This window comes from Ferdinandcohnia sp. FSL W7-1320 (genome assembly GCF_038050315.1).
GTDB classification, from domain to species: Bacteria; Bacillota; Bacilli; order Bacillales; family Bacillaceae_L; genus Ferdinandcohnia; species Ferdinandcohnia aciditolerans.
In genome coordinates this window covers 3,729,810-3,753,211 of the sequence record NZ_JBBPAM010000001.1, presented here as the reverse complement: position 1 = coordinate 3,753,211, position 23,402 = coordinate 3,729,810, and the positions used below count along the sequence as shown (strand labels likewise).

The 23,402-nt window shown below is 33.9% G+C and carries 22 protein-coding genes; 16 read left to right on the top strand and 6 right to left on the bottom strand.

Annotated elements, in window-relative coordinates; all coding sequences use genetic code 11:
- Positions 1-149 precede the first annotated feature (149 nt).
- The 3 genes from NST91_RS18505 (at position 150) to NST91_RS18495 (ending at position 2,989) form a co-directional block, all read left to right on the top strand.
- Positions 150-1,064, top strand: coding sequence for a hypothetical protein (locus NST91_RS18505; RefSeq protein ID WP_341332307.1), 915 nt, complete (start codon positions 150-152; stop codon positions 1,062-1,064).
- 187 nt (positions 1,065-1,251) lie between these two features.
- Positions 1,252-1,923, top strand: a complete 672-nt coding sequence (locus NST91_RS18500) for a YwrJ family protein (RefSeq protein ID WP_341332306.1) — start codon at positions 1,252-1,254, stop codon at positions 1,921-1,923.
- A gap of 181 nt (positions 1,924-2,104) precedes the next feature.
- Positions 2,105-2,989: a BMQ_0737 family morphogenetic spore coat protein gene (locus tag NST91_RS18495; protein WP_341332305.1), complete on the top strand. Its 885-nt coding sequence runs from the start codon at positions 2,105-2,107 to the stop codon at positions 2,987-2,989.
- A 73-nt stretch (positions 2,990-3,062) separates the two neighbouring features.
- On the opposite strand, the gene NST91_RS18490 is transcribed toward NST91_RS18495, so the two are convergent.
- Together NST91_RS18490 and NST91_RS18485 are read right to left on the bottom strand one after the other, a co-directional pair.
- On the bottom strand, positions 3,063-3,908 hold the full coding sequence (locus NST91_RS18490; RefSeq protein WP_341332304.1) for a hypothetical protein: 846 nt from the start codon (positions 3,906-3,908) through the stop codon (positions 3,063-3,065).
- Positions 3,909-4,230: 322 nt separating this feature from the next.
- Positions 4,231-4,998, bottom strand: coding sequence for a BMQ_0737 family morphogenetic spore coat protein (locus NST91_RS18485; RefSeq protein WP_341332303.1), 768 nt, complete (start codon positions 4,996-4,998; stop codon positions 4,231-4,233).
- Between the two features lie 219 nt (positions 4,999-5,217).
- On the opposite strand from NST91_RS18485, the gene NST91_RS18480 reads away from it, so the two are divergent.
- The 4 genes from NST91_RS18480 (at position 5,218) to NST91_RS18465 (ending at position 8,129) form a co-directional block, all read left to right on the top strand.
- Positions 5,218-5,619, top strand: a complete 402-nt coding sequence (locus NST91_RS18480) for a hypothetical protein (RefSeq protein ID WP_341332302.1) — start codon at positions 5,218-5,220, stop codon at positions 5,617-5,619.
- A gap of 123 nt (positions 5,620-5,742) precedes the next feature.
- Positions 5,743-5,865 (top strand): hypothetical protein, encoded by a 123-nt coding sequence (locus NST91_RS18475; protein ID WP_341332301.1) that lies wholly within the window; start codon positions 5,743-5,745, stop codon positions 5,863-5,865.
- Between the two features lie 505 nt (positions 5,866-6,370).
- Positions 6,371-7,732: an arsenic transporter gene (locus NST91_RS18470; protein WP_341332300.1), complete on the top strand. Its 1,362-nt coding sequence runs from the start codon at positions 6,371-6,373 to the stop codon at positions 7,730-7,732.
- Between the two features lie 28 nt (positions 7,733-7,760).
- Positions 7,761-8,129, top strand: a complete 369-nt coding sequence (locus NST91_RS18465; protein ID WP_341332299.1) for a hypothetical protein — start codon at positions 7,761-7,763, stop codon at positions 8,127-8,129.
- Between the two features lie 286 nt (positions 8,130-8,415).
- On the opposite strand, the gene NST91_RS18460 is transcribed toward NST91_RS18465, so the two are convergent.
- Together NST91_RS18460 and speD are read right to left on the bottom strand one after the other, a co-directional pair.
- Positions 8,416-8,781: a hypothetical protein gene (locus tag NST91_RS18460; RefSeq protein WP_341332298.1), complete on the bottom strand. Its 366-nt coding sequence runs from the start codon at positions 8,779-8,781 to the stop codon at positions 8,416-8,418.
- A 296-nt stretch (positions 8,782-9,077) separates the two neighbouring features.
- Positions 9,078-9,494 carry an adenosylmethionine decarboxylase gene (gene speD / locus NST91_RS18455; protein WP_341333559.1) on the bottom strand — a complete coding sequence of 139 codons (417 nt, stop codon included), beginning with the start codon at positions 9,492-9,494 and terminating at the stop codon, positions 9,078-9,080.
- 219 nt (positions 9,495-9,713) lie between these two features.
- Between speD and metK the strand changes: the two genes are divergently transcribed.
- Positions 9,714-10,922 (top strand): methionine adenosyltransferase, encoded by a 1,209-nt coding sequence (gene metK, locus NST91_RS18450; RefSeq protein ID WP_341332297.1) that lies wholly within the window; start codon positions 9,714-9,716, stop codon positions 10,920-10,922.
- A 165-nt stretch (positions 10,923-11,087) separates the two neighbouring features.
- A complete protein-coding gene (locus tag NST91_RS18445; RefSeq protein WP_341332296.1) occupies positions 11,088-11,993 on the top strand; it encodes a spermidine synthase in 906 nt (301 codons plus the stop codon).
- A 116-nt stretch (positions 11,994-12,109) separates the two neighbouring features.
- Here NST91_RS18445 and NST91_RS18440 read toward each other — a convergent pair whose 3' ends face one another.
- Positions 12,110-13,108: a spermine/spermidine synthase domain-containing protein gene (locus tag NST91_RS18440; RefSeq protein WP_341332295.1), complete on the bottom strand. Its 999-nt coding sequence runs from the start codon at positions 13,106-13,108 to the stop codon at positions 12,110-12,112.
- A gap of 298 nt (positions 13,109-13,406) precedes the next feature.
- Positions 13,407-13,718: a hypothetical protein gene (locus NST91_RS18435; protein WP_121445349.1), complete on the bottom strand. Its 312-nt coding sequence runs from the start codon at positions 13,716-13,718 to the stop codon at positions 13,407-13,409.
- 363 nt (positions 13,719-14,081) lie between these two features.
- Here NST91_RS18435 and NST91_RS18430 point away from each other — a divergent pair, with 363 nt between their 5' ends.
- From NST91_RS18430 to NST91_RS18400, 7 genes are all read left to right on the top strand, one after another.
- A complete protein-coding gene (locus NST91_RS18430; protein ID WP_341332294.1) occupies positions 14,082-15,362 on the top strand; it encodes a surface carbohydrate biosynthesis protein in 1,281 nt (426 codons plus the stop codon).
- Between the two features lie 55 nt (positions 15,363-15,417).
- Entirely contained in the window at positions 15,418-16,422 is a 1,005-nt protein-coding gene (locus NST91_RS18425; protein WP_341332293.1) for an SDR family NAD(P)-dependent oxidoreductase, read from the top strand.
- Between the two features lie 412 nt (positions 16,423-16,834).
- A complete protein-coding gene (locus NST91_RS18420; RefSeq protein WP_341332292.1) occupies positions 16,835-17,779 on the top strand; it encodes an NAD-dependent epimerase/dehydratase family protein in 945 nt (314 codons plus the stop codon).
- A gap of 13 nt (positions 17,780-17,792) precedes the next feature.
- Positions 17,793-18,986 (top strand): UDP-4-amino-4,6-dideoxy-N-acetyl-beta-L-altrosamine transaminase, encoded by a 1,194-nt coding sequence (gene pseC, locus NST91_RS18415; RefSeq protein WP_341332291.1) that lies wholly within the window; start codon positions 17,793-17,795, stop codon positions 18,984-18,986.
- 46 nt (positions 18,987-19,032) lie between these two features.
- Positions 19,033-20,670, top strand: a complete 1,638-nt coding sequence (locus NST91_RS18410) for a CDP-glycerol glycerophosphotransferase family protein (protein WP_341332290.1) — start codon at positions 19,033-19,035, stop codon at positions 20,668-20,670.
- A gap of 98 nt (positions 20,671-20,768) precedes the next feature.
- Positions 20,769-21,887, top strand: coding sequence for a polysaccharide pyruvyl transferase family protein (locus NST91_RS18405; RefSeq protein ID WP_341332289.1), 1,119 nt, complete (start codon positions 20,769-20,771; stop codon positions 21,885-21,887).
- An 82-nt stretch (positions 21,888-21,969) separates the two neighbouring features.
- A complete protein-coding gene (locus tag NST91_RS18400) occupies positions 21,970-23,397 on the top strand; it encodes a glycosyltransferase family protein (protein ID WP_121445342.1) in 1,428 nt (475 codons plus the stop codon).
- The last annotated feature ends 5 nt before the right edge of the window (positions 23,398-23,402 follow it).

Below are 23,402 nucleotides of genomic sequence, written 5' to 3'. Positions count from 1 at the left end.
ATTAATTGAATCCGAATCTAGGTTTTTCTCTGATGGACAAATGCTTATTTTTATAGAAATAGGCAAGAGATTAGGACCAAAACGTTGTCTACGCATATAGATACATTATAAACACCCCACAATGATATTTGATAAGGAGGCAAAAGTTGATGAATGAAAATATTAATCTAAACTACCTTGAATCATTACAAGGTAAAGCAGTCAAAGTGTTTAAAGGTGGACCTGAATCCAGAAAAGGTCAGTTAATTTCAGTTAAATCTGATTATTTAGTGTTAAGTACAAATGAAGAGGGGGTCGTCATTTATCAGACTAGTCATATTAAGAGTGTAATTGAAGATTCAACAACAAGCATGAATACAAGCAATAATGAATCTGTAATGACGACGATGTCTATGATTGAGGAAACCAATACTTTTTCAGATGTATTAACAGCAATGAAAGACCAAATGGTTCGTATCGACCGAGGCGGACCAGAGGCAAGAAATGGTAGATTGCTTGATGTGAAGGGTGATTATTTAGTTCTTTACACTGAGAAAGACGGGGTTGTTTATTATCAGTTAGAACATGTGAAGAGTTTGAGTTATGCAGTTAGTGACAATAAAAATGGATCAGGAAATAATAATAACCAAGCACAAGCACAAAATGGGAACACGATGTCTATGGTGACTTTTGTAAAACCAGAATATGTTGAAGCAGATAATTTTACTGAGTTATTAAAAAATATGAGATATAAGTGGGTTACAATTAATCGCGGTGGCCCAGAGAGCATGCAAGGTGTTCTTGCAGATAGCTCCGACGGACATTTAGTTCTAATTTGTGAGAAAGAAGTTTGTCGTATTGCAACATTCCATATTCGAAACATTAGCTATGTGTTAAAACAAGAAAGTAACCAAAATGCAGAAAATAATCAAAATCAACAAGAATCTAATGAAAACAATCAAAACCAAGATCAAAATGAAAATCAAAATAATGATTCTAACAACCAGAAGAATCAAAACAAAAATAACGGCAAAAAATCATTTAGTATTAAAATGTACAGCGGTTCTACAAAGTCCAGACTGTAACATCCTCACTAAGTAAATGGTTAAGTTATAGTTAACAAGAGTATCGGTTTCTTCTTCCGTTAAGAGGTGTCTCATGCGAAAGATACCGATACTTTTTCTTATCTAAGTAAGGGTTAAAAGTATTTATGTCTATAAAAGTGTACAGGTCCTGTACAAAAAATAATATCTAAGAATTGAGGTGAGTTTATTGAAGCATCTAAGCCATTATATAGGAGAACAAGTTGTTGTTGAAATTTCTGGTCATAAACAAAAAATCGGAATTCTCATTGAGATAGGGTCTGACATAATCGTCTTATATACAAAAGAAGGAGACTTTTACTATATGCCTATTTTTCATATACAAAAAGTGAAAATTCCGAGGGTGGATGAGACTGAACAAATTACGAATCCCGGAAATACACCAATAAACACTTATACTGATGAGATCTCCTTACGCAAAATCGTGAATAATGCAAAGGGTCTATTCGTAGAACTGTGCGTTACCTCGAAAAATTCAATCCATGGGTATGTGACCAACTTAATGAATGATTATATTGTTTTTTATTCACCAGTCTTTAAAACAATGTTTATTCCATTCCAACACTTAAAATGGTTAATTCCGTATAATCAACATCAAACACCATATGGACTTGATAAGCAGAAGTTTCCGGTTAATCCATCATCCATTACGTTGGCGAGAACGTTTGAAGAACAAGTAAAGAAACTACAAGGACAAATGGTCGTATTTGATTTAGGTGAAGATAAAGATAAAATTGGTCAACTAAAAAACGTGAAAGATAATATTATTGAATTGGTTACTGCACGGGAGGAAACGGTTTTTAGCAATACTCGTCATATAAAAACTTTGCACTTTTCGTAATCGATTAGAAAACCTTCGTATAGAAGGTTTTTTTTGTTGAAAACTCCTGCTTTGTGGTGATTGTACATTCCTTATCAGTATATGTAGATAACTAAAAAGGGTGTTTGTCTATATAGTTACAATCCGGAACAATTCCGCTATTGTCACATACTATATGTTTAGCAATGGGGGTGTATGGATATTGACTCTCAATGAACTTAATAAAAGTGAAACACATTGTATTAAAGTAACAAAATTTACTGACTGGACGTACCAACTTACTAGAACTGAATGGATAGCAGATATTTTAGAAAATGTTGATTTTAGTACAATTGTTGATGAATTTATTGTCCCTTCTGGGAAAGTCCCGAGAATTGTATGGAGCGCAGATCATCAATTTACAAAGGGACTCCCTGCTACTGTGACAATCGTATTTGAAAGTGGTTGTGAAGGGGAGATGATCATAGGGATAAACGGAAAAGTTCAACACTCACTGAATGAAGGGGAATGTCATACATTTGAGGTTGAGCATTTAAAGACTATAGAAATAAGCTGCGATGGTGATGAAGGGGAATTTATGGGGTTATTTGAGATAGAGTTTAATCCAAATCTGTTTCTAAGTTGGCTCTATAGTTCGGATGTGAAATGCTTTCTTTCTAACCAAGAGGGGATACTACACCATTCACATAAATTACCGCCGATTACGTGTACGGAAGTTCCACAAATGTACGGAAGAGACTCATTAACTTTAACCCTACCTGATTGGAATACCGTTGTGTTACAGAAGGTTAAAGTGATGAAGGTAGGGTATGTCATTTTTCATTTTTTTTACAATAGAGATTGTATTTTCACAACAGAGCCGATTAAGTTTATAGCTGAGGATAAAGTGTTGCTTAAAGCACCAAAACATACGGAAGTGGATTGCGAAGTTTTAGAGGCTGATTGTCAAGTAGATGAGATTAATATAGGAGACAGTGGTATTTCCTTTGAAATTAAGCTCAAAATCTCCCTATATCAAAAAATAATGTCTGTTGAAGAGGTCATTGTAGAAGTAGAAGGTCATTTTAGTAAACCAAGAATTGTTTGACAAGATTCATAAATAGCTGTGTTAAAACTTCCATAATCAACAAAGATATTCTCCATTGATTATGGAAGAAAAACTACAGGTTTATGATAATTTTATTAAGTGATGGAATACCATTTGGAAACTCCTTGCAATAAGCAAATGCCTCTAAAATGATAGATTGATGTTCCAGTGGACTTCTAAGAGTTAATTCAAAATTGGAGAAAGTGAGCTTACTCTTTGGTTGAATAATAGATGTTTTTTGGGGTTTAATCCAATACTCCCCATTTTTTTTGATTCTTTCTTTCCAATCATCATGTACAAAATGCCATTCTTCTTGTCGTGAATTATCATCTGCTTCATCATTTAAACCTAATCGATTTGTTGCAATTTTTCCACTTATATGTCCAGCAGTGTGTGGGGTAATACGAATACAAATAATTGGCTGATGAAGGTCAGCTGTCCCGTAGTTTTCAATTAGGCAGTCACCAATAATTGAAATATCATGGTAACCGGTTTCCTCTTCTATTCTTTCTTCTTCAGGTGTGTATAAAAAAGAATAGTTAAAATATGATTGTAATCCTAGTAGTGGTTCTGGTTTTGCTTCTATCACTTGTTTTTCGATCTGAGTTGATTGTATGAGTTTTTCTTGAATCAATTTAACACGTTTTTTTTCCTCTTCTAGTGCGACTTCACTTGCTAAAAGTTTTATTTGGAGTGAAGAAATTTCTTTCTCATAAGACTCAAGGTTAGTGTTTTGAGCTTCAAATAATTTTTCCTGTAGGTACTGATTTCGTATTTTTTCCTTTTCCAGTTCTTGCACAGTCTTTTTTAATTTATTTTGAAATGTAATGACTTCTGAACGGTAATGGATTATTTTTTGTTGTAGCTGCAGCTTTGAATCTTTATTTTGGAAGTCATCATCAAATTTACCTCTACTCAAGAGTTTTTTCCTCCTTTACAGTATGTGTTCAAAAAGTCGATAAAATAAAAAAAGTGGAATGTTCATGAACTCCCAATTAGGAAAAAATTAGTTTAATACGTATGAGACCCTAAAAGGCGGAGTGACGTTTGAGTTGAAGTTTCATAATTTATTTATGTAGATGACTTTTTGAACATCTTTTTACATAGCCTTTATCATATATGTATGTAATGTAGAAGGGCTAGTAGTCATATATTTTTAAAAAAGGATTTTTAATTTGATGAATTAAGACCAAAAAAGAAAAGGCTGTTGGATGGTTCAACAGCCCTACATTTTTAAGTTTCTAATATGCTGGAAAAATTTCAGGACATTGTGGCGGGAAAATGTCTGTTGGGCAAAGTTGTGCTGGTTCCAAAATTTCATCGCGAGGATGGCAGAAAGCTGCTTCAATTTCAAGTTTTACATCTGCTTCTACTTGTACTTCCAAGCATAGAGTAAGAGATACATCTAACTGTTGGAAATCTTGGGCACAGATTAGGTTAGCATCACATTCAAAGAAAGATACATGACATTCTAAATCAGTTCCATCAGGAGCACATAATAAGAAATTTTGTACAGTTGCAAATGGAATCCCTTTAGAAGAGCAAATGACATCGCCATAGTCGTTAACGATTTGAACAGCTACAAAACCTTTAACTAATGCTTTTACTCTTTGAAGTGTTACTGTATCGCCATTTGGTAAAGTAACAGTTACTGGAGTACGACCATTTGCAGGTAAGATTTCCTTACAAGTAAAATCATCGCTTTCCATGCGAGGATCTATTCTACGACCATCTTCATCACTTAGGAAACAATTTACTGTAAAGTCATCACCTGCATTTTCAAGAATTTTACAAAGTTTTTGAATATCATTTGTACCACCGGATTTACCACCGCCACCACCGCCGCCGTGGCTGCCTCCACCACCGTGGCTGTTACACTTAAACTTTGCATCAAGCTTATCGTCAGCCATATTGATGATTGGAACCTCTACTTGACGAGTAATCCAGTCATAAACTTTACGTGTTTTAATACAAACTTTTTCTGTTTCTTTATGGTTAAATCTACTCACCTTTTTTCCTCCTATTTAAAAATATTTACCCTTGAGCTGGTTCTAAATAATATTCCCTTTGGGTATCGGGGCTACTGTATAGTATGAATCTAATAGTCAAATGTTCTGTGACAAAAGCGGAATTTTCTCTGAAAATCTTAACTTAGTGGTATAAATACCTAGCATTTTGAATTACATATACTATAGATATTTATCATATGAGGAAAGGAGTGGGGTACTTTGAAGAAAAGTATATCTGATGAGAATATCATGTTAAAACAAAAACTCATTCATTACCAATCTGAGGTATCTAAATATAAGGAACGATTGAAGAAATACGAAAATAGTGCTCAGTTAAACCAAAACACTCAAAGTAATAACAATCATATACTGGAGGATCAGGTTGCAGAATTAAAACAAAGAATAAATGAATTAATACAACAAGTTGAAGAGTTAAAAACAGAAAATATGATCCTGAAAAGTAATGGTGGAGTAAAAAATCAGGAGATACATTTTAGCCAGGATGGAAAAAAGCAATCCCTTAATTCGTGGTTTGTAAATAACTTAGAAAATCAAAAAGCGATTAAACACCATAACAGAACGCTTAATAATAATAAATGGGACCAAGATAAAAAGAAATAGAAAAACCTCCTACAATAATCAAAGGATGACAATAATAAGTTTAAAAATTTGCCAGAGGCAGTGTCAATTTAATTTATAACTTCATAACTTGTTATAAACATGTACTAAGGGAGGAATCAAGACATGAACAGAAGAACGCAAAATCCCTCTGGAATTAGAATTATTACATCTTCCAAAACTCAACCACAAAAGAAGAAAAAAGGCACTGGTGGATGTGGTTGTGGGGGAAGCAAACAAACAAAATAGATACAAAAAGCAGATGGCCATAATGGTTATCTGCTTTTTTTGTTTAGGCAATGTTTAAGTAATTGATTTGTGTCTTCCGTACATAATCTTGTGTCTACCATTCTCTAGGATTCAAAAAGGTACTTTTATTACATGGTATTTGAAACTAGTAGGAGTGCCATTCATATTTTTGCATATGTTATAACCCTATTTCTTGTTAGACATTAGGTTAATAGAATCAAATAAATCTGCTAATGCTTTAGACGTTTGTTTCCTAGATTTCAGATGTTCTAGTATTTACAAGGACATACGTACCTTAATGACTCTAGTGGATTTATTAAAAAATAGGTACAAACCCTATCCCTTTCATTTTCTTATTACATATATATACATTAAAACATTAGCGAGATAGATAGAGGGGGGGGACATTTATCATACTGGTAATCCAATGAACATGATTAAAAGGAGGTAATATCTGTTTTGGGAAAGGTCTCCTGAAACATTAAAAATAGGAAAGGTGAAAAATATGAGTAGTTTAATCGGTTGGATAACCATCATTACGTTTTTGGTTACACTCGGATTTATCCTGTGGAGGCCGAGGGGAATCAACGAAGCTATACCTGCTACCATAGGTGCGATAATTGTTGTTTTAATTGGAAGTGTATCGATATCAGATTTAGAAGGTATTGCAAACACCATCAGTGATGCAGCCATTACAATCATGGCGACGATTGTAATGGCGATCGTGTTAGAAAGCTTTGGCTTTTTTCATTGGATGGCGGAGAAACTTGCAGAAAAAGCAAAAGGTTCTGGTCTTCGGTTATTTTGGTACGTCAATCTATTATGCTTTTTCATGACATTATTTTTCAACAATGATGGGAGTATCCTAATTACAACACCTATTTTGTTAATGTTATTAAATAATATGGGCTTGAAAAATCATCAAAAGATACCGTATTTGCTGTCTGGCGCTTTAATCGCAACTGCTTCTAGCGCTCCAATTGGTGTAAGTAACATTGTTAATTTAATCGCCCTAAAAATTGTTGACATGGATTTATGGTTGCATACAGCGATGATGTTTGTTCCTGCTACACTAGGTTTGTTCCTACTAACTGGATTGTTATTCCTTCGATTTAGAAAAGATCTGCCAAAAACCGTTCCTACAGATGTATTAGGTCTTTCAAGAGCAAACTATCATCCCCTAAAAAAACGTCCAGGTATTCAACATGCTTCAGAAAAGACACGTTCAAGATTTATGCGAAATGTTCTACTCTTCGTATTTGGTGTGCGTTGTAGTTTATTCCTCGCATCTTTTTTAAACATTCCCATTTCCGTAATGGCTGTTCTAGGCTCAATCGTTCTTTTAATCTGGAGATGGGTTAATTTAAAACAATCACCGGTTGATATTATCAAAAAAACTCCGTGGTATATAATCATATTCGCTTTTAGTATGTACACCATCATTTATGGTCTAAATAACATCGGTTTAACAGACTGGTTGATTACTATAATGAAACCAATGGTTTCTGGTAGCCTCCTCAATGCAAGTGTCCTAATGGGTGGCCTACTAACGGTACTATCCAATATTTTTAATAATCATCCAGCTCTGATGGTAGGAACTTTAACTTTAATGAATATGGACCTAAGTTTACTAGAATTGAAAATTGCTTACCTTGCAAACGTAATCGGAAGCGACATGGGGGCGTTGTTACTTCCAATGGGAACACTTGCTACGTTAATGTGGATGCATATTGTGAGGAAAGGGAAAGTAAAAATCACATGGATGGAATATATGAAAATCACTTTCGTTGTTATACCACCAGCAACAATATTTACGCTTTTCATTTTATATTATTGGGTTAATTGGCTATTTGTTGGCGCACTTTAACAAGTAAAAATTAAAAGGGAGAATGAAAATGAGTATAGACTTTGTAGATTTAATAGGAAAGAAAATTGAGGTTGAAATATCAGGAGGAATTTTTCTAAAAGGGGTCCTATTAGATAGTGGATTAGACATTATTGTGATACACGATAACAAAAACCAATCATTCCTTTATGTCCCATTTAATCATGTGCAGAGATTGAAGGAAATAAGTTTTGAGGAAGAAGATTTTTTAAATAGTTCACCTATAGAAAATCCAATTGAAACAGATGTCATTTCATTTCGAAAGGCACTGACGGTTGCTAAAGGCATGTTTGTTCAAAACTATTGGAGTGGAAAAAAAGCCATACATGGCTTAATGGGATCTATAATGAACGATTATATTGGCTATAAAAGAAAGTGAGTGTGTTGTCCAAATGTTAAGAAAGTGTAGAACAAAAGAATAATCCACCCTATTCGCCCAAGAGGATGGATTACTCAATAACACTAAAGTAATACTGACCGTGTCATTAGTCACGGTCTTTCTTATAGTGTCTACCTACTGTTAACATATGTTGTATTGTATCATGTTGTTCGTATAAATTTGTTTTCTCAAATTTAATCATGATACCCTAATGTTTTCACCATAATTAAATTCATTCATGATTGGGAGTTTATTGTTATTTTTTACTTCGGGAATAAGATTCCAATTACTCATCCTTCATTTCTGTATACAGGAAATTTTCTCCGGTTGGATCTTCAAGTAACTCATAGACCATAACATGTTCAATATCTTTTTTGTTACCACTTATTGTGATATTTATATAATCATCATTTTTAAATCCTGGGATAAAAGCAACAACTTTAGATGTAAGTTGTGATTCAAGAAAAACGTGGTTGCTTTCAATTTGAACAAGTGGATTTTCACCAATAAAACTATAATTTATTACTTTTTCAACTACTACGGTTACACCATTAGATTGCTCACTAACATAATTATTTACAAAGTCATATGAGTTATTTAGTCTATTTGTTATTGGCGGAAAATGAAAATTATCATTAAATCTTCTTGACATAAGTCACCTCCCTCTAACTCCTACTATATTAAATGCAAGGAGTTAAAAGTAGCTTGGACAGAAGTAACAGCCAATTTAACCATTTTTCATAGAGTATATTCTCCATTATCTAATAGAAGTGCAGAATAATAATAAAGGCATGACTAGTAGAAGTCATGCCCTATAAAAAAATAGTCAAATCATTTGGAATAGACTAATTCAGCTCTGACAAAAGTTATCTCTTTGGTACATTTTCTCAAGAAATCAATCAACTTATGACTATAAGCTTTGGTTCAATTGTGTCTCATCTAGGCTTCTTATTCTTGTTGTAGATCAGTGTTATCATCTAGCATAGTGTCGTTAAATCGTATGTTTTTACATTGAATAATTTGTGGATAGGAAACTCCCCTTGAAAAACTATAAACCATTGCATTTTTTGAAGATAATCCTTGTAGTAGAAATTTAATTTGTGAATTAAGGTCATGATCTCCGCACGTATAAAAATCTAATGAGGCGTAACCTTCTTCTGGCCAAGTGTGAATTGAAATATGTGATGTTGACAAAACTAACATGCCTGTTACCCCTTGTGGTTGAAATTGATGGAAGTAAGTATATAAGACCTCCATATCTGTGTTTAAAGCGGTTTCATTACACAATTTTTCTAAATACGTAATATCGTTTAAATATACAGCATCACATTCGAAAGCATCTATAATAATATGCTTCCCCTCCATGATCAAATTACATCATTCCCCTCATTTTCCATTTCCATCATGATATGTGAATAGAAAGAAATAGACTGTACGGTTGTCCATATTTACTTGAAAATGGTCTACTATACCTTTGGTTCGTAGAGGTAGGAATTTATGTAAAGTAGATGAGAGTCCAAGCATGATACTTCAGTTTATCGTAGCATACTGTAAGTGGTTTCAGATGGAAGGAGATGAAGTAGAGTGTATAAAAAACAAAGACACTTATTTACTACAGAATCTGTTACTGAAGGACATCCAGATAAAATGTGTGATCAAATTTCTGATGCTGTTTTAGATGCCATTTTTCAAAAAGATTCTAACGCTCGTGTAGCTTGTGAGACCATGGTTAGTTCGGATTTTGTTGTTCTATCCGGTGAGATTACAACAAACTGCTCGATTGATTTTTTAAAAGTCGTAAGAGATGTGATTCGGAGCATTGGATATACAAATCCTGAATATGGTTTTGATGCGGATTCTTGTAAAATTTTAGTAGCGTTAAATAAGCAATCTCCTGATATAGCAATGGGGGTTGACCAAGCATTAGAAATACGCGAAGGATTTCTGAATGAAAATGGTATTGAATCAATCGGTGCTGGTGATCAAGGAATCATGTTTGGGTTTGCTTGTAATGAAACGCCAGAGTTAATGCCATTAGCAACCTCTTTATCTAATAGTCTTGTAAGACGTTTATCTGAAGTAAGGAAGAATGGGACGATTGGGTATTTACGTCCAGATGGAAAAGCACAAGTAACAGTGGAGTACGAAGGTTATAAGCCTATTCGTATTGATACAATCGTTATTTCAACGCAACATGATCCTGGAGTATCAATGGAACAGATTAAAAAAGATCTGCACCATCATGTCATTCCACATGTAGTTCCGAAACATTTAATAGACAATGAGACAAAGTATTTCATAAATCCAACAGGTCGTTTTGTAATTGGGGGACCTATGGGGGATGCAGGAGTAACTGGCCGTAAAATCATCGTTGACACGTATGGTGGTTTTGCAAGGCATGGAGGTGGAGCATTTTCAGGTAAAGACCCAACCAAAGTAGATCGTTCTGCAGCATATGCAGCACGTTATGTTGCTAAAAATATTGTTGCAGCGGGTATTGCAGACAGATGTGAGGTACAGCTTGCTTATTCTATAGGTGTGGCTTCACCAGTTTCTATAGCAGTAGAAACTTATGGAACTAGCAAAATAGAAGATAACCAAATAGTTGAATTAATTCGCCAACACTTTGATCTTCGCCCTGCAGGTATTATAAATATGTTACACCTAAGAAGTCCAATCTATTTACAAACTGCTTGTTATGGACACTTTGGAAGAATTGATCTTTCTTTACCTTGGGAAAAAACAGATAAGATAAAAGTTTTAAAAGAAGGGACTAGAAGTATAGGAAATTAGAAACGCGAATACACAATAAAAGAAGTATAAAATCGATTTTTATTATTTTCGGGTGTAACAAATTGATTTGTCTCTATTATTGATACAAGAGCGGATATTACGAACATCCACATTATCCAATGAATAGCATTTAAAAAAGACAAATAATAACAAGGAGTTGTGGTTATGAGTAATTATAAGGATTCTGATTCTATTAGAGACTACATTAGTTTGGAAGAAGAACCTGATGGTGATTATGTAGTTTTACGAACTTATAAGACGCCGACACAAAAAATAGCACTTGTAGAAGAAGATGGTGAACTATTGATCTATAGTAATGGGCATATGATGTTCGGTACAACACCTGATGAGCGTAGATTTGCGGAAGCAATTGTACATGCTCCGATGCTTGCTGCTCGAAGCAGGAAAAAGGTTTTGAACATTGGAGGTGGAGGTGGGATAACGACCCGAGAAGTTCTGCTTTATACTGATGTAGAGAAAGTGGTTACATTAGACATTGATAAAGAGATGGTTTATTTCGGGAAAAAATTAAAGGGGATGGTTCAATTTAATAACGGGTCGTTGAACCATCCAAAAGTACAAACAATTATTAAAGATGGCAGAAAATTTTTAGAAAATAATACAACAAAATGGGACGTAATAATTGTAGATCTCCCAGAGCCCACGGATAAAAACCCTTCTCTTTCTCGTCTTTTTAGTTTGGAGTTTTATAGTCTAATAAAAAGTCGTTTAGAAACAGGAGGAGCCATTAGTGTAGGGTGTTCTACTGCGGATACAACCCCTGAGTATTTATGGAGTATCTATAAAACTCTCCTTAAAGCTGGATTTAACGTTTTTCCATACCATTACTTTGAACCAGAAGATGGAGAGGATTGGTTATTTTGTCTTGCTACGACAAGCAATGTTCGAGTCGAAAATTTATCTATGATAACTAAAGCTGATTATTTAACAACTAGTCGATTAAGGGAAATGTTCCGACTGCCATATTATCTTAAAGTTAATAAAAACACAGGAAAGGTACAAACAGATCAAAATACCGTTTTAATTGATATTACGAATAGAGTATTTTAATTCTAAATATTTACCTAATTTCGATTTGAAATAAGCTTTAATGAAATATGAATGATGGTACATTATTCATAATTAACTAAAAAAGCTACCGAGGGTAGCTTTTTTTCAATTTGTTTTTAATATACTTTAATAATTTCCTCTTGGAATATTTTATCTAATTGAGGTTTACTTTCACGATTAACAATTGCCTCTGCTCGATAAGATAACAACTGACTTTTAAAATGAAACAGCTTACCTAGGTTTGGAGGTAGTGTTCGATATGGAACATTAATTTCTCTTAGTTGAGTGGCTAAAGGGGTTTTAGATCCTAATTGAAATCCCCAATCTCCAAATGAGGGAATGATGGTATGGTAGCCCTGAGTATAAAATCCTGCTTTTTCCATAGTTAGACCAATGCTCCAATACACGATAGGAGTATCCTCGGGAGAATTTGACTGGCATACAATCATACCGTTACTTGTTAAACAATCACCTAATGATTGAAACATCTCTAATGAATATAAGCTTGCCAGAACGGGATCCGTTGGATCAGGAAAATCAACGATTATTAAATCATACTTCCTTTTGTCGGTCTGTAAAAAGGTTCGAGCATCTTCAGCATAGGCAGTCACACGTTTATCATAAAATGCTTGTTCATTAAGCGAAACAATTTCAGGTACCTCTCTGGCTATACGTAAAATTTCTGGATCAATGTCAACAAGATCAACATGTTTTACATCAGGGTATTTCAGTACCTCCCTTAATGCGAGACCGTCACCGCCTCCTAAGATTAAGATACGTTCATGTGACTTCGTGAGTGACATCGGTATATGAACAAATGCTTCATGATAAATCCGCTCATCCAGAGAACTAAATTGTAATTGTCCATCTAAAAACATTCGAATTTCTTTTGCTTCCAAAACATGGATGTTTTGAAAACGGCTTTGACCTTCATATAGCTTTTTATGAGGACATTTTAACAATTCGGTAAGATTTATTTGATCCCACTCATCACCCCTCGAATGCTTTTTTTTTGTAGTTGGATTTGTTGTATGATTGTATCTTTGCTGTTCCGGTATATTGGATTGAGGAATTCTTGTGACCGCTTCCGATAGCCATATTTTAGGATTATGCATTTCTATTCCCACCAATCAATGAAATTTATAGACAAACGTCATATCATGATATTATTCTATATAATTCCCCTAGGAATAGCCTGTATGGATGCCTATACAAAAGTAAATTGATGAAAAAGCCTAGATTTTTCTGAGGTTCATTGAGTAAGAGGAAACATTTTATTATATATGTATTTAGTCAGTAACTAAAGGGTTTGAGTAAATGGTTGTCCATAAAAAAGGTAAATCCGTAATGTTTTGAAACTTAAATTAAGAAACCAAGAATTTTGTTTCTTGGTTTCTCATTATGATTAAATGTTTAGTTCACTCCTCTTACTAAAGTGTACAGTACAATACGTTCTGCATCACTTACGTCATCATTCGTTACAACAACTGTACCAGGTTGAAGTTGATATCCTTGTGCGTATAAACAAGCAAGGGCTTCAAGAATGGAATCGCCAGGTCCTAGGAGTGGGCAACCTGTGTCATAGCAATTTGGGCTTTTGAAAACTTCAATAACTTGTTGAGTATCAAAATTCCAGTAAATAAATACTACACCGATTCCTCCATTCCCATTCCCATTCCCATTCCCATGATTATGATCATGATCGTGATGATGATGTTTAGGCATATCAATTTTCCTCCTTTCATCTCAATACTAAATTATATAAACTGACCCTCAATATTGAGACGGCAAATCTACTATGAAAAAAGCACATTTTATTCATATATCGGTTATTTAAGAGATTATGTATCCGGTTTTTATTTTGTCATGTTCTTTCATTCATGATTGCAATCATTAAGTCTCTCTTAATCCCGTATTTTACCGAATGTAAATACTCATTCACGATTTATTTCTTAAAGATATAAAAGACTAGTTTTAAAATGGACATTGATTTCTAGCACCTTTTCCATACCTAACTTCATAATTTAACAATATGTGAAATCTATACTTCTAATTTCTTGGTACTTGTCAGTGAATGGGGGAAAAGGAGTGGAACAAAACCAGCGTGTTCAAAAATGGCTGTATTTGCCTGTAGAAACAAGGGTAAGAGAATTAGATGCAAAACTACTATTAGCCTATTACGCAGTTAAGCAGAACTATAGAGTTATTATTGGGGAGCACACGAAAGTGGAGAGAGCATCGTTCGTGTTTCCAAATGGGATATTTTTTTCTAAAGGATATCCTAATCGCTATCGAAAACGAGTAGTAGGAAATGCGAAAAAGTATGGGCATATGATTGTTGAATTGGATGAAGAGGGTTTGATTATCCATGATACTACTAAATATGTAAAAGGTAGAATGTGTGATGAACTGCTAACGGATGTTACACATGAATATTGTTGGGGGAAATTTCAGGAAGAAACCATCATTAATTCCTATCCTCAATTCCGTGAAAAGTGTTATATAGTAGGCAATCCGAGGTTTGATTTATTGAAAGAAAAGTTTAACTCACTATATAAAGATAGTTCTGATAAAATCCAAGAAAATTACGGTGATTTCATACTCATAAATACCAGATTTTCTCTTTACAATGATTTTACAGGATTAAGAAATAACAAATTGAATCCAAGAATTCAAGACATGAAGAACTTGCTTGAGAGTTTCTTAATAATGATAACAGAATTAGCCAAAGAATTCCCGGCCCTGAATATTGTGATACGACCACATCCTGGGGAGAATTTCTCAACATATGAACAACAGTTCTCAAACTATAGAAATATTCACGTTATACACGAGGGGAATGTGATTAATTGGATATTAGCTTCTCGGATCGTCATTCATAATGGATGCACTACAGGTATTGAAGCCTTTCTACTTCGAAAACCAGTTATTGCTTACCTACCTTTTTCCAGTGGGTTTTATGATGTAGATTTACCGAACAATTTAAGTGTAAAGGCTTTTAGTATTAGAGAAATAATAAACTATGTACAATTAATAACCACAAGCAGTGGTACGTACACACCTCATAATCCTACTGCCAACACTTATTTATCAAAGTTTTATGGAGCTATGGATGATCAATTTTCATATGAGAAGATTATCCAACTATTAAATCAACTTACCATTCATAATGAACCTTTGAATAGAATAGGAAGTTATCAACCTGATTCCAATTATCTTAAACAATCCTATAAATTCACTACTTTAACAATGGAACAAATCAGGAGCTTTTTTAAAAAAATCGACGTAATTGAACATGCAAATAATAATGTGATTATTTATAAAATCGACGAAAACTTATTCGATATAAGTCTTTCAACTGAAGAGTAGGGAAGAATTTTCACAAAAAAGTAACATTGGGAAGAACGAAAGAAGGGGGATAGAGATGTTCTTTAAAGGAAAAAGAATTTTAGTCATTGGTGGAACTGGAACTATTGGCAAAAGCCTTGTTAAGTCCATTCTTAAAGAGGAGCCAAGTGTTGTAAGAATTTTTAGTCGTGATGAATTTAAACAGTTCCATTTTCAAAACGAATTAGGTATGAGGGACAATGTTCGATTTTTAATTGGGGATGTACGTGATTATGAACGCGTATATACTGCTATGGAAGATATTGATTATGTTCTACATCTAGCTGCGATGAAGCATGTATCGTCTTGTGAATATAATCCCTTTGAAGCAGTCTTAACAAATGTACAAGGTACCTATAATGTGATTAAAGCTGCTAATTCACAGGGTGTGAAAAAGGTGATATTTACTAGCTCAGATAAAGCAATTTCACCTACTAATACCTATGGCGCAACGAAGCTTACAGCAGAAAGATTAATTTCATCAGCTGAATATAGTAAAGGCAAAAGAAATACAATTTTTGCAAGTGTCCGCTTTGGAAATGTTATGGGATCCAGAGGATCAGTGATTCCATTGTTTAAAGAGCAAATTTTAGAAAATAAAAAAATTACTGTTACCGATCGTAAAATGACACGATTTATGATGACACTAAGTGAGGCAACTGAACTCACATTAAAAGCTCTTCAAGAAGCAAAAGGGGGCGAAGTTTTTGTATTAAAAATGCCCGTTATTCAATTAGGGAATTTGGCAGATGTTGTAGTCAAGGAAACATGTGAAAAATATGGCTTAGAAGTTAATGAAATAACTATAGAAGAAATTGGATTAAGACCGGGAGAAAAAATGTACGAGGAATTGATGACATATGATGAATCCAAAAATGCACTAGAACTCCCACATATGTATGTGATTCCAGGACTCTATCAGAAAGAATTAAATTATAAAGATGTAAAGATGGCCAAATACGGTACCTATAGTTCAATGAATCAAAATCCTCTCTCGATTGAGGAATTACGGCAGTTACTAATAAATGAACAATTAATCTAAAAAATGAAGGGCAATTTTTCTAATAGATTGTTGCTTTTTGATAATAAAGTACAAACATAGTTGATTTGATTATAAAGTGGCGACTCCTCGAAATGTATACACAATCTCTTCGTGTGCGGTTTCTTTCAAAAAAGCAACTTCAAAGTCCAGCGGAAAAACATGTGACTTGAGATACCGCATGAACAGCAGCGACTTGTCGCTCGAGAAATTTCAACTCCTCCTTCAGAGGCCAAATACGCTTCTTTGTCGTAGTGGCCAAGTTTCTCGTTTCTGTGCAAGTCGCCTCCGCATTTCGTTGAGAAGACTTTAAGCCATAACCGAAAGAAATAGTATAAGCTAATCATGTTTACGAAAACAGTTAAATGAGAAGATGAGCTTTTTTACACATTTTATTTAGAAAGGATGAAACGATTTGAATGTTCTAGTTACAGGTGGAGCGGGTTTTATTGGGAGATGGGTTGTAAAGAAGCTTTTGAATGATGGTCATAATGTCTGGGTTTTAGATGATCTGTCTAACGGACGAGAAAAAAACCTTGAAGAATTTATGAGTGATAAAAACTTTAAGGACTTTATTAAAGGGAACATAAATGATGTGGTTTTACTTGAGAAATTATTTAAGAATGAATTTGATATTTGTTATCACTTAGGGGCAAGTATTAATGTTCAAGATAGTATAGATGATCCCAAGACTACCTTTGAAAATGATACGATTGGTACATTCAATATACTAGAAAAATGCAAACAATATAATGTAAAGCTAGTATTTATGAGTACTTGCATGGTCTATGATCGAGCTACGAATCTTGATGGTATTAAGGAGACAGACCCTATTAAACCAGCTTCTCCTTATGCAGGCTCCAAAATTGCTGCAGAGAATATGGTGTTGTCATATTATTATGCATACGGTCTCCCTGCTGTAGTAATCCGACCGTTTAACACATATGGGCCTTTCCAAAAAACTGGCGGTGAAGGAGGAGTTGTTGCCATCTTCATTAAAAATAAACTTCAAGGAATGCCTCTATCTATTTATGGAGAAGGAACACAAACTCGGGACTTACTTTATGTAGAAGATTGCGCCAGATTCGTAGTATTAGCAGGTTATTCAAATAAGGTGAATGGTGAAATTGTAAATGCAGGTTTAGGTCGAGATATCAGTATTAATGACTTAGCTAAATTAATTTCGGGGGACTCTTCGCAAATCAAACATGTTGAACATATTCATCCTCAAAGTGAGATTCCCAAATTATTGTGCAACTATGAAAAAGCTAAAAAGCTATTGGGGTGGAATCCTGAAATTAGTTTAGTAGAAGGGATTAAGCGCACAGAGGAATGGATAAAAAATACTAAACTAGTTTAGGAGGTGACGAAAAATGGTAGAAAAACTGGCGATACACGGCGGGAAGCCTGTCCGAGAATCTTATTTACCCTATAGTAGACAATTCATAGACAATGAGGATATAGAAGCTGTATCAAATGTATTAAAGAGTGATTTCTTAACAACAGGTCCACTTATTTCTAAGTTTGAAAAAGAGATTGCTGATAATGTTGGAGCAAAATATGCAGTAGCATTTTCTAATGGAACAGCTGCTTTACATGCTGCCTGTTATGCAGCTGGTATTAAAGATGGTGATGAAGTTATAACTACATCAATGACCTTTGCTGCCAGTGCAAACTGTGTCCGCTACTTAGGAGGAATACCAGTCTTTGCAGATATTGACCCTAACACATACAATATATCTCCTGAAGCAATAAAACCACTTATCACACAAAATACAAAAGCCATTATACCAGTTGATTTCACAGGGCAGCCAGCTGAACTTGATCAAATTATGTCACTTGCAAAAGAGCATGGCCTACTTGTAATTGAAGATGCTGCACATGCATTAGGAGCAACTTATAAGGGAAGAAAAATTGGTTCAATTAGTGATATGACAATGTTCAGCTTTCATCCAGTAAAACATATTACAACCGGGGAAGGTGGAATCATTACAACTAATATAAAAGATTATTATGAAAAACTAATTCAATTTAGAAGTCATGGGATTACACGAGAAACTACTAAATTAAATGAATATCACGGATCTTGGTATTATGAAATGCAGTTTCTTGGTTTTAATTACAGAATGACAGACATTCAGGCATCATTAGGGATATCCCAATTGAAAAAATTAGAACCATTTATCCAAAAACGTAAGCAATATGTCCAAATGTATAACAAAGCATTTGAGAATAAAAATGAGGTAAAAATACCTATCTTACCAAATGGGATTGACAGTAGTTGGCATCTCTATATCATTCGACTAGATTTAGAAAACTTGGGTACTAGTCGAAGGGAAATTTTTGATGCCTTACAAAAGGAAAACATAGGCGTAAATGTTCATTATCTACCCGTTTATTTACATCCGTATTACCAAAAACTGGGGTACAAGAAAGGCCTATGTCCAAATGCTGAGAAGTTATATGAAGAGATTATTAGTCTTCCATTATTTCCTACAATGTCTAAAACAGATGTAAATGATGTTATTGAAGGAGTTAATAAGGTTCTTTCTTATTATTCTAATTAAATCCACTTTATGTTAGAAAGAATACTAATTATTGGAGTGACGCAAATTGAATTCGATCTATTACCGTAACTATTGGGGATTATTTGCAGATTTTGTTGAGGCCTTCGAAAATTTGACTTATCGAAATATTCCTTTGGCACTGGTGGGGAACTTTCAAAGTTATCTTACAAATAAAGCCATTCGAGAAGTCATGAAAAGCGAAACGCTTACCCCATATATAAAAAATCAGTTCCAACATTCGGATGAAATTCAACCTTTTTTCGATCGCTATTTAAAGTTGCCGACATATAGGAACAAGGGAAACAATAAGGGAAAGACCTTGATATTACAAGGAAAAAGTGATCATTTACGCTTCCCGATTGAAACATTCTTAGAATATTTTCATCCAACAAAATGTATATTCCTGCATCCACAAAAGGAAATAACCAATAATTTTATTCGTCAGAACATAGGACATGTTCATTATTTAGACGATTACAAAAGTAGTGATATTACTAGTGCCAAAATAATAGAAAAAGCAAATGGTATTTTGGAAAAATTCAAAAAACATCCTGTCTTTAGTCATGAAATTTTTAAGGGTAGATTTCTAGATACGATCCCTAAAATAATTGAACTGATTATTGCCTTTGAAGAGTATTTGAAAAAAGTTCCTGTTTCTTGTTTAATCGTCGGAAACACAAATGGGGTGTATACCAGGACGCTGACCCAGGTTGCAGCTTTGAAAGGAATTCCGAGTATTTGTACCCAACACGGAATCATTGCGAATGAAATAGGTTTCTTACCTATTTTTGCTACAAAGCATGCTGTTTTTGGCGAGTACGAAAAAGATTGGTATATAACTAGAGGAGTTAAAGAGGATAGGATTGAAATTACAGGTCATCCACGTTTTGATAGGATCTTCACCCATCATCCCATTTCTAGAAGCAATTTTCTGAGTAAATTTAATATTTATCCAAATAAAAAGATTGTCTTAATTGCAACTAATGCCATTCAAAATAAAGCAGTACTTCAATTGCTTGTAGAAAAACTAATGCTTAATCCAAATATCGAAATCATTCTAAAACCCCATCCAAAGGAAATTTTAAGGAACAAAATAAAACAATATCAACAAATAGCCTCGATTTCTAAATCTGTTCATTTAAGTACCAAAATGGAATTAAATGATTTACTAGAAAATGTTGATGTAGTTGTTCAACAGTTATCGACTGTTGCAATAGAAGCTATGTTGTTTAACAAACCAGTATTCTTTATGAAAGATCGCACGAATTACAATATGGATGATCAGTATTACTTTGAGAAAATTGGTGAATCTGCTTATGAAAATCCTGAAGATTTAGCAGAAAAGATAAACGAATATTTTCGGTCAGAATTATACAGAAAAATATATATACAAAAGCTTCGAGAGTTTAAAAATTACTCCTATCCGGAAATGTTTGCTGGCAAGAATATCGCAAACACCGTTTATAAACTAACTGGAACTTTCCCATATCAAGCACCTGAGTCAAATTTTGAAGGGAAGTTAATAAAAGATTCGAATAACAGAATCTATTTAATCGAAAATGGAATGAAACGATCCATACATTCTAATGTATTAAATTCAATTACAAAACCGCAAGAAATCTTGTTGGTCAAAGAAAGCAAAATCTCAAGGATACCGCATGGATTGAAAATCCAATCGTTATAAGTCCAATCAATTTTATAAGTAGAAGAATAGGATGGTTAAGAAATATCTTAATCGTTAAGGGAGTCTATGAATATTTTCACAATTAAGGAGGGAATGAATTGTCGTATTTAATTCTTTCAACTTATCCTGGTACAGGTTCAAAGAATTCAGGAGATGATTTGATAGGTAAAAGCCTTGTAAATTTATTAGCAAAAATAAAAGGAAACGATATTGATTACGATATTGTGAGTTTACCTGATCAAGGAGTTGAAGCAATAAAAGACTTTTCAAAATATAAAGCCGTGCTTGCACCAGGATTAAGACCAACATTAAACGGGAGTAAAGTTGCACCAAAGAATCGAACACAATTTCTAGAAAATGCCCCAAAAATGGGTATTCCCATATATGCAATAGGAGCTGGCTGGAGTACTTATCCAGGTACTATCAAACAGTCCACCCATCTTAAACTTGATGAAGAGGAGAAGAGACATTTAATACAATATTTTGGTGCAACAAATGAAGCGAATAATGCAGGTTTGATTTCATGTAGAGATATAACGACTGAAAATCTACTACGAAATAATGGGATAAACTGTTATGGAACCACTGGGGACTGTGCATTATTTGATTATGATTTAATTGGGACGAAACCAGTCCTTCCAAAGAAGATAAAAAAAGTAGCCATCTCTATGCCACATATTAAAAGTCATTGGCAAATGGCGTATTCGTTAGCGCTTAAAATAAAGAGAGAGTTTTCTTGTGAGGTATATCTTACATTTCATGGTTATCGTGGTAGATTTGAAAAACTTATAAATCCAAGTTGGAATAGAGAATTGGTGAATATCGTAGATTTATCAGGCGGGGCTGAGAAGTTAGCATTTTACGATGAAATCGATATTCACATTGGATTTAGACTCCATGCACATATCTGGTTTCTTAGAACTAGAAAACCAAGCTTATTAATTGCTGAAGACGGCAGGGGATATGGTCATTTGGCTACAGTAAATGGTTTGGGATATTCAGCTGCTTCAAAAATGGCTATACAACAAGCAGACCAAATGATAACAGTAGATCATGAAATGGTGAAAGAAATGAGAAAAACAAATCCATCTTATAGAGCAATTAAGATGTTTAAAGAAGAAATAAAAAATGGCTATCCAATAACTAAAAATACCTTGACTGCAGTTGATAATCTTTGGACAACAAAATTCAGGCCATTGTTAGAGCTACTTCCATAGCTATTGTTCAATAAAGTGTTTAGCATAGTATGAAAGTTAGTTACTTTCATATTGGAATATTAAAATATAAAGGGGGGTAATAATGGACACCTATAAACGAAACTATTGGTCTTTATACCTTGATTTTATTGATAGTTTCAAAGGATTAACGTATAAAGGAATCTCACTACCTTATTTATTTCATTTTCGAAGTCTCATTAGAAAAAATAAAGAACTGGTAAATGCGTTACACGAAGAGTCTTTTGGCAAGTATTTAAAGAACACTGTTCAAAGCACGGGAGAGGTTCAATCTATATTCGATTCATTTATTAACTTGCATAAAAGAGAGAATACAATGAGTAGAAAAGGTGGAAAAGTCGTATTACATGATGTTGCAAATTTATTACGTTTTCCGAAGCAAACCATAAATCAGCATTTTAATCCTTCCAATACGATTATGCTAAAGGATAGAAAAATGATAACAACAAGCACAAATGATAATAATGAATCTTATGGTCTGCCTGTCTATTATTTGAATCAATTCCTCGAAAAGAGTGGAGTACAAACAGAAATTGTTAAAAATACTCAATATGCAAAAAAAATAATCAACACATATAATAAACATCCACTATTTAGTGATACGGGGTTTCAACAGGTATTATTCAATCAAATTGAGAAAACCATAAAACTTATCAATGGATCAAGAAAGTTTTTGAACAGTGTTCCTACAACCTGTATCATATTTGCTTCAACTCATTATCCAGAAAGTCGAACATTAGCACTTGTTGCAGCAGAGAAGGGAATTCCAACAATCTGTATGCAGCATGGTATTATTTCAAGTGAATTTGGGTATTTTCCTCAAATAGCAACAGTTAATGCTGTTTATGGGAATTTTGAAGTTGAGTGGTATAGGCAAATGGGGGTAAATGATCAGTCCGTTGAAATTATTGGGCATCCCCGATTTGATTTGATTTTCCGATCTCCTTCGATTTCTAAGAATCAGTTTCAGGAAAGTATAGGTCTAGATCCAGAAAAGAAAACGATATTAATGATTGTTAGAGGTGAGAAAGGTATTGATAGGTGGAGGGATTTTATTCAATACCTCTTGAGAAAAACGGATGTAAATATTATTATCAAGGACTATCCTAGTACAAAACCCTATAAACTAACGAAAGAGTCTTCTTCTGTTTTTCCATCAATGAATATCGAACTTTATGATATTCTCCAATATGTTGACGTGGTAGTCACGTATCATTCAACTGTAGGGTTAGAAGCTATGTTAGCTGATCGCCCCGCTTTTGTTCTTAACAATGAGTTTTCTGCACCTTCAGGTTACTTTAATGCATTAGAGAAATTGATCCAAGAAGATCCCGTATTACTTGCAAAGCAGGTTATAAATTATTTAAATGGCAAACTTGTAAATTATGAACAAAGGAAAAGAATGGAGTTTTTATCGTATGCCTATTCTCTGGATACGACGTCGGGAGAGCGATTAAAACATTTAGTGAATAAATTAACGAATAATGAATAATTAAT

Bases quoted from the DNA above. Each gene is read 5' to 3' on its own strand.
- NST91_RS18505 (WP_341332307.1), top strand. From the start codon at position 150: ATGAATGAAAATATTAATCTAAACTACCTTGAATCATTACAAGGTAAA.
- NST91_RS18475 (WP_341332301.1), top strand. From the start codon at position 5,743: ATGAACAGAAGAACGCAAAATCCCTCTGGAATTAGAATTATTACATCT.
- NST91_RS18470 (WP_341332300.1), top strand. From the start codon at position 6,371: ATGAGTAGTTTAATCGGTTGGATAACCATCATTACGTTTTTGGTTACA.
- NST91_RS18465 (WP_341332299.1), top strand. From the start codon at position 7,761: ATGAGTATAGACTTTGTAGATTTAATAGGAAAGAAAATTGAGGTTGAA.
- NST91_RS18460 (WP_341332298.1), bottom strand. From the start codon at position 8,781: ATGTCAAGAAGATTTAATGATAATTTTCATTTTCCGCCAATAACAAAT.
- speD (WP_341333559.1), bottom strand. From the start codon at position 9,494: ATGGAGGGGAAGCATATTATTATAGATGCTTTCGAATGTGATGCTGTA.
- NST91_RS18445 (WP_341332296.1), top strand. From the start codon at position 11,088: ATGAGTAATTATAAGGATTCTGATTCTATTAGAGACTACATTAGTTTG.
- NST91_RS18440 (WP_341332295.1), bottom strand. From the start codon at position 13,108: ATGCATAATCCTAAAATATGGCTATCGGAAGCGGTCACAAGAATTCCT.
- NST91_RS18435 (WP_121445349.1), bottom strand. From the start codon at position 13,718: ATGCCTAAACATCATCATCACGATCATGATCATAATCATGGGAATGGG.
- NST91_RS18425 (WP_341332293.1), top strand. From the start codon at position 15,418: ATGTTCTTTAAAGGAAAAAGAATTTTAGTCATTGGTGGAACTGGAACT.
- pseC (WP_341332291.1), top strand. From the start codon at position 17,793: ATGGTAGAAAAACTGGCGATACACGGCGGGAAGCCTGTCCGAGAATCT.
- NST91_RS18400 (WP_121445342.1), top strand. From the start codon at position 21,970: ATGGACACCTATAAACGAAACTATTGGTCTTTATACCTTGATTTTATT.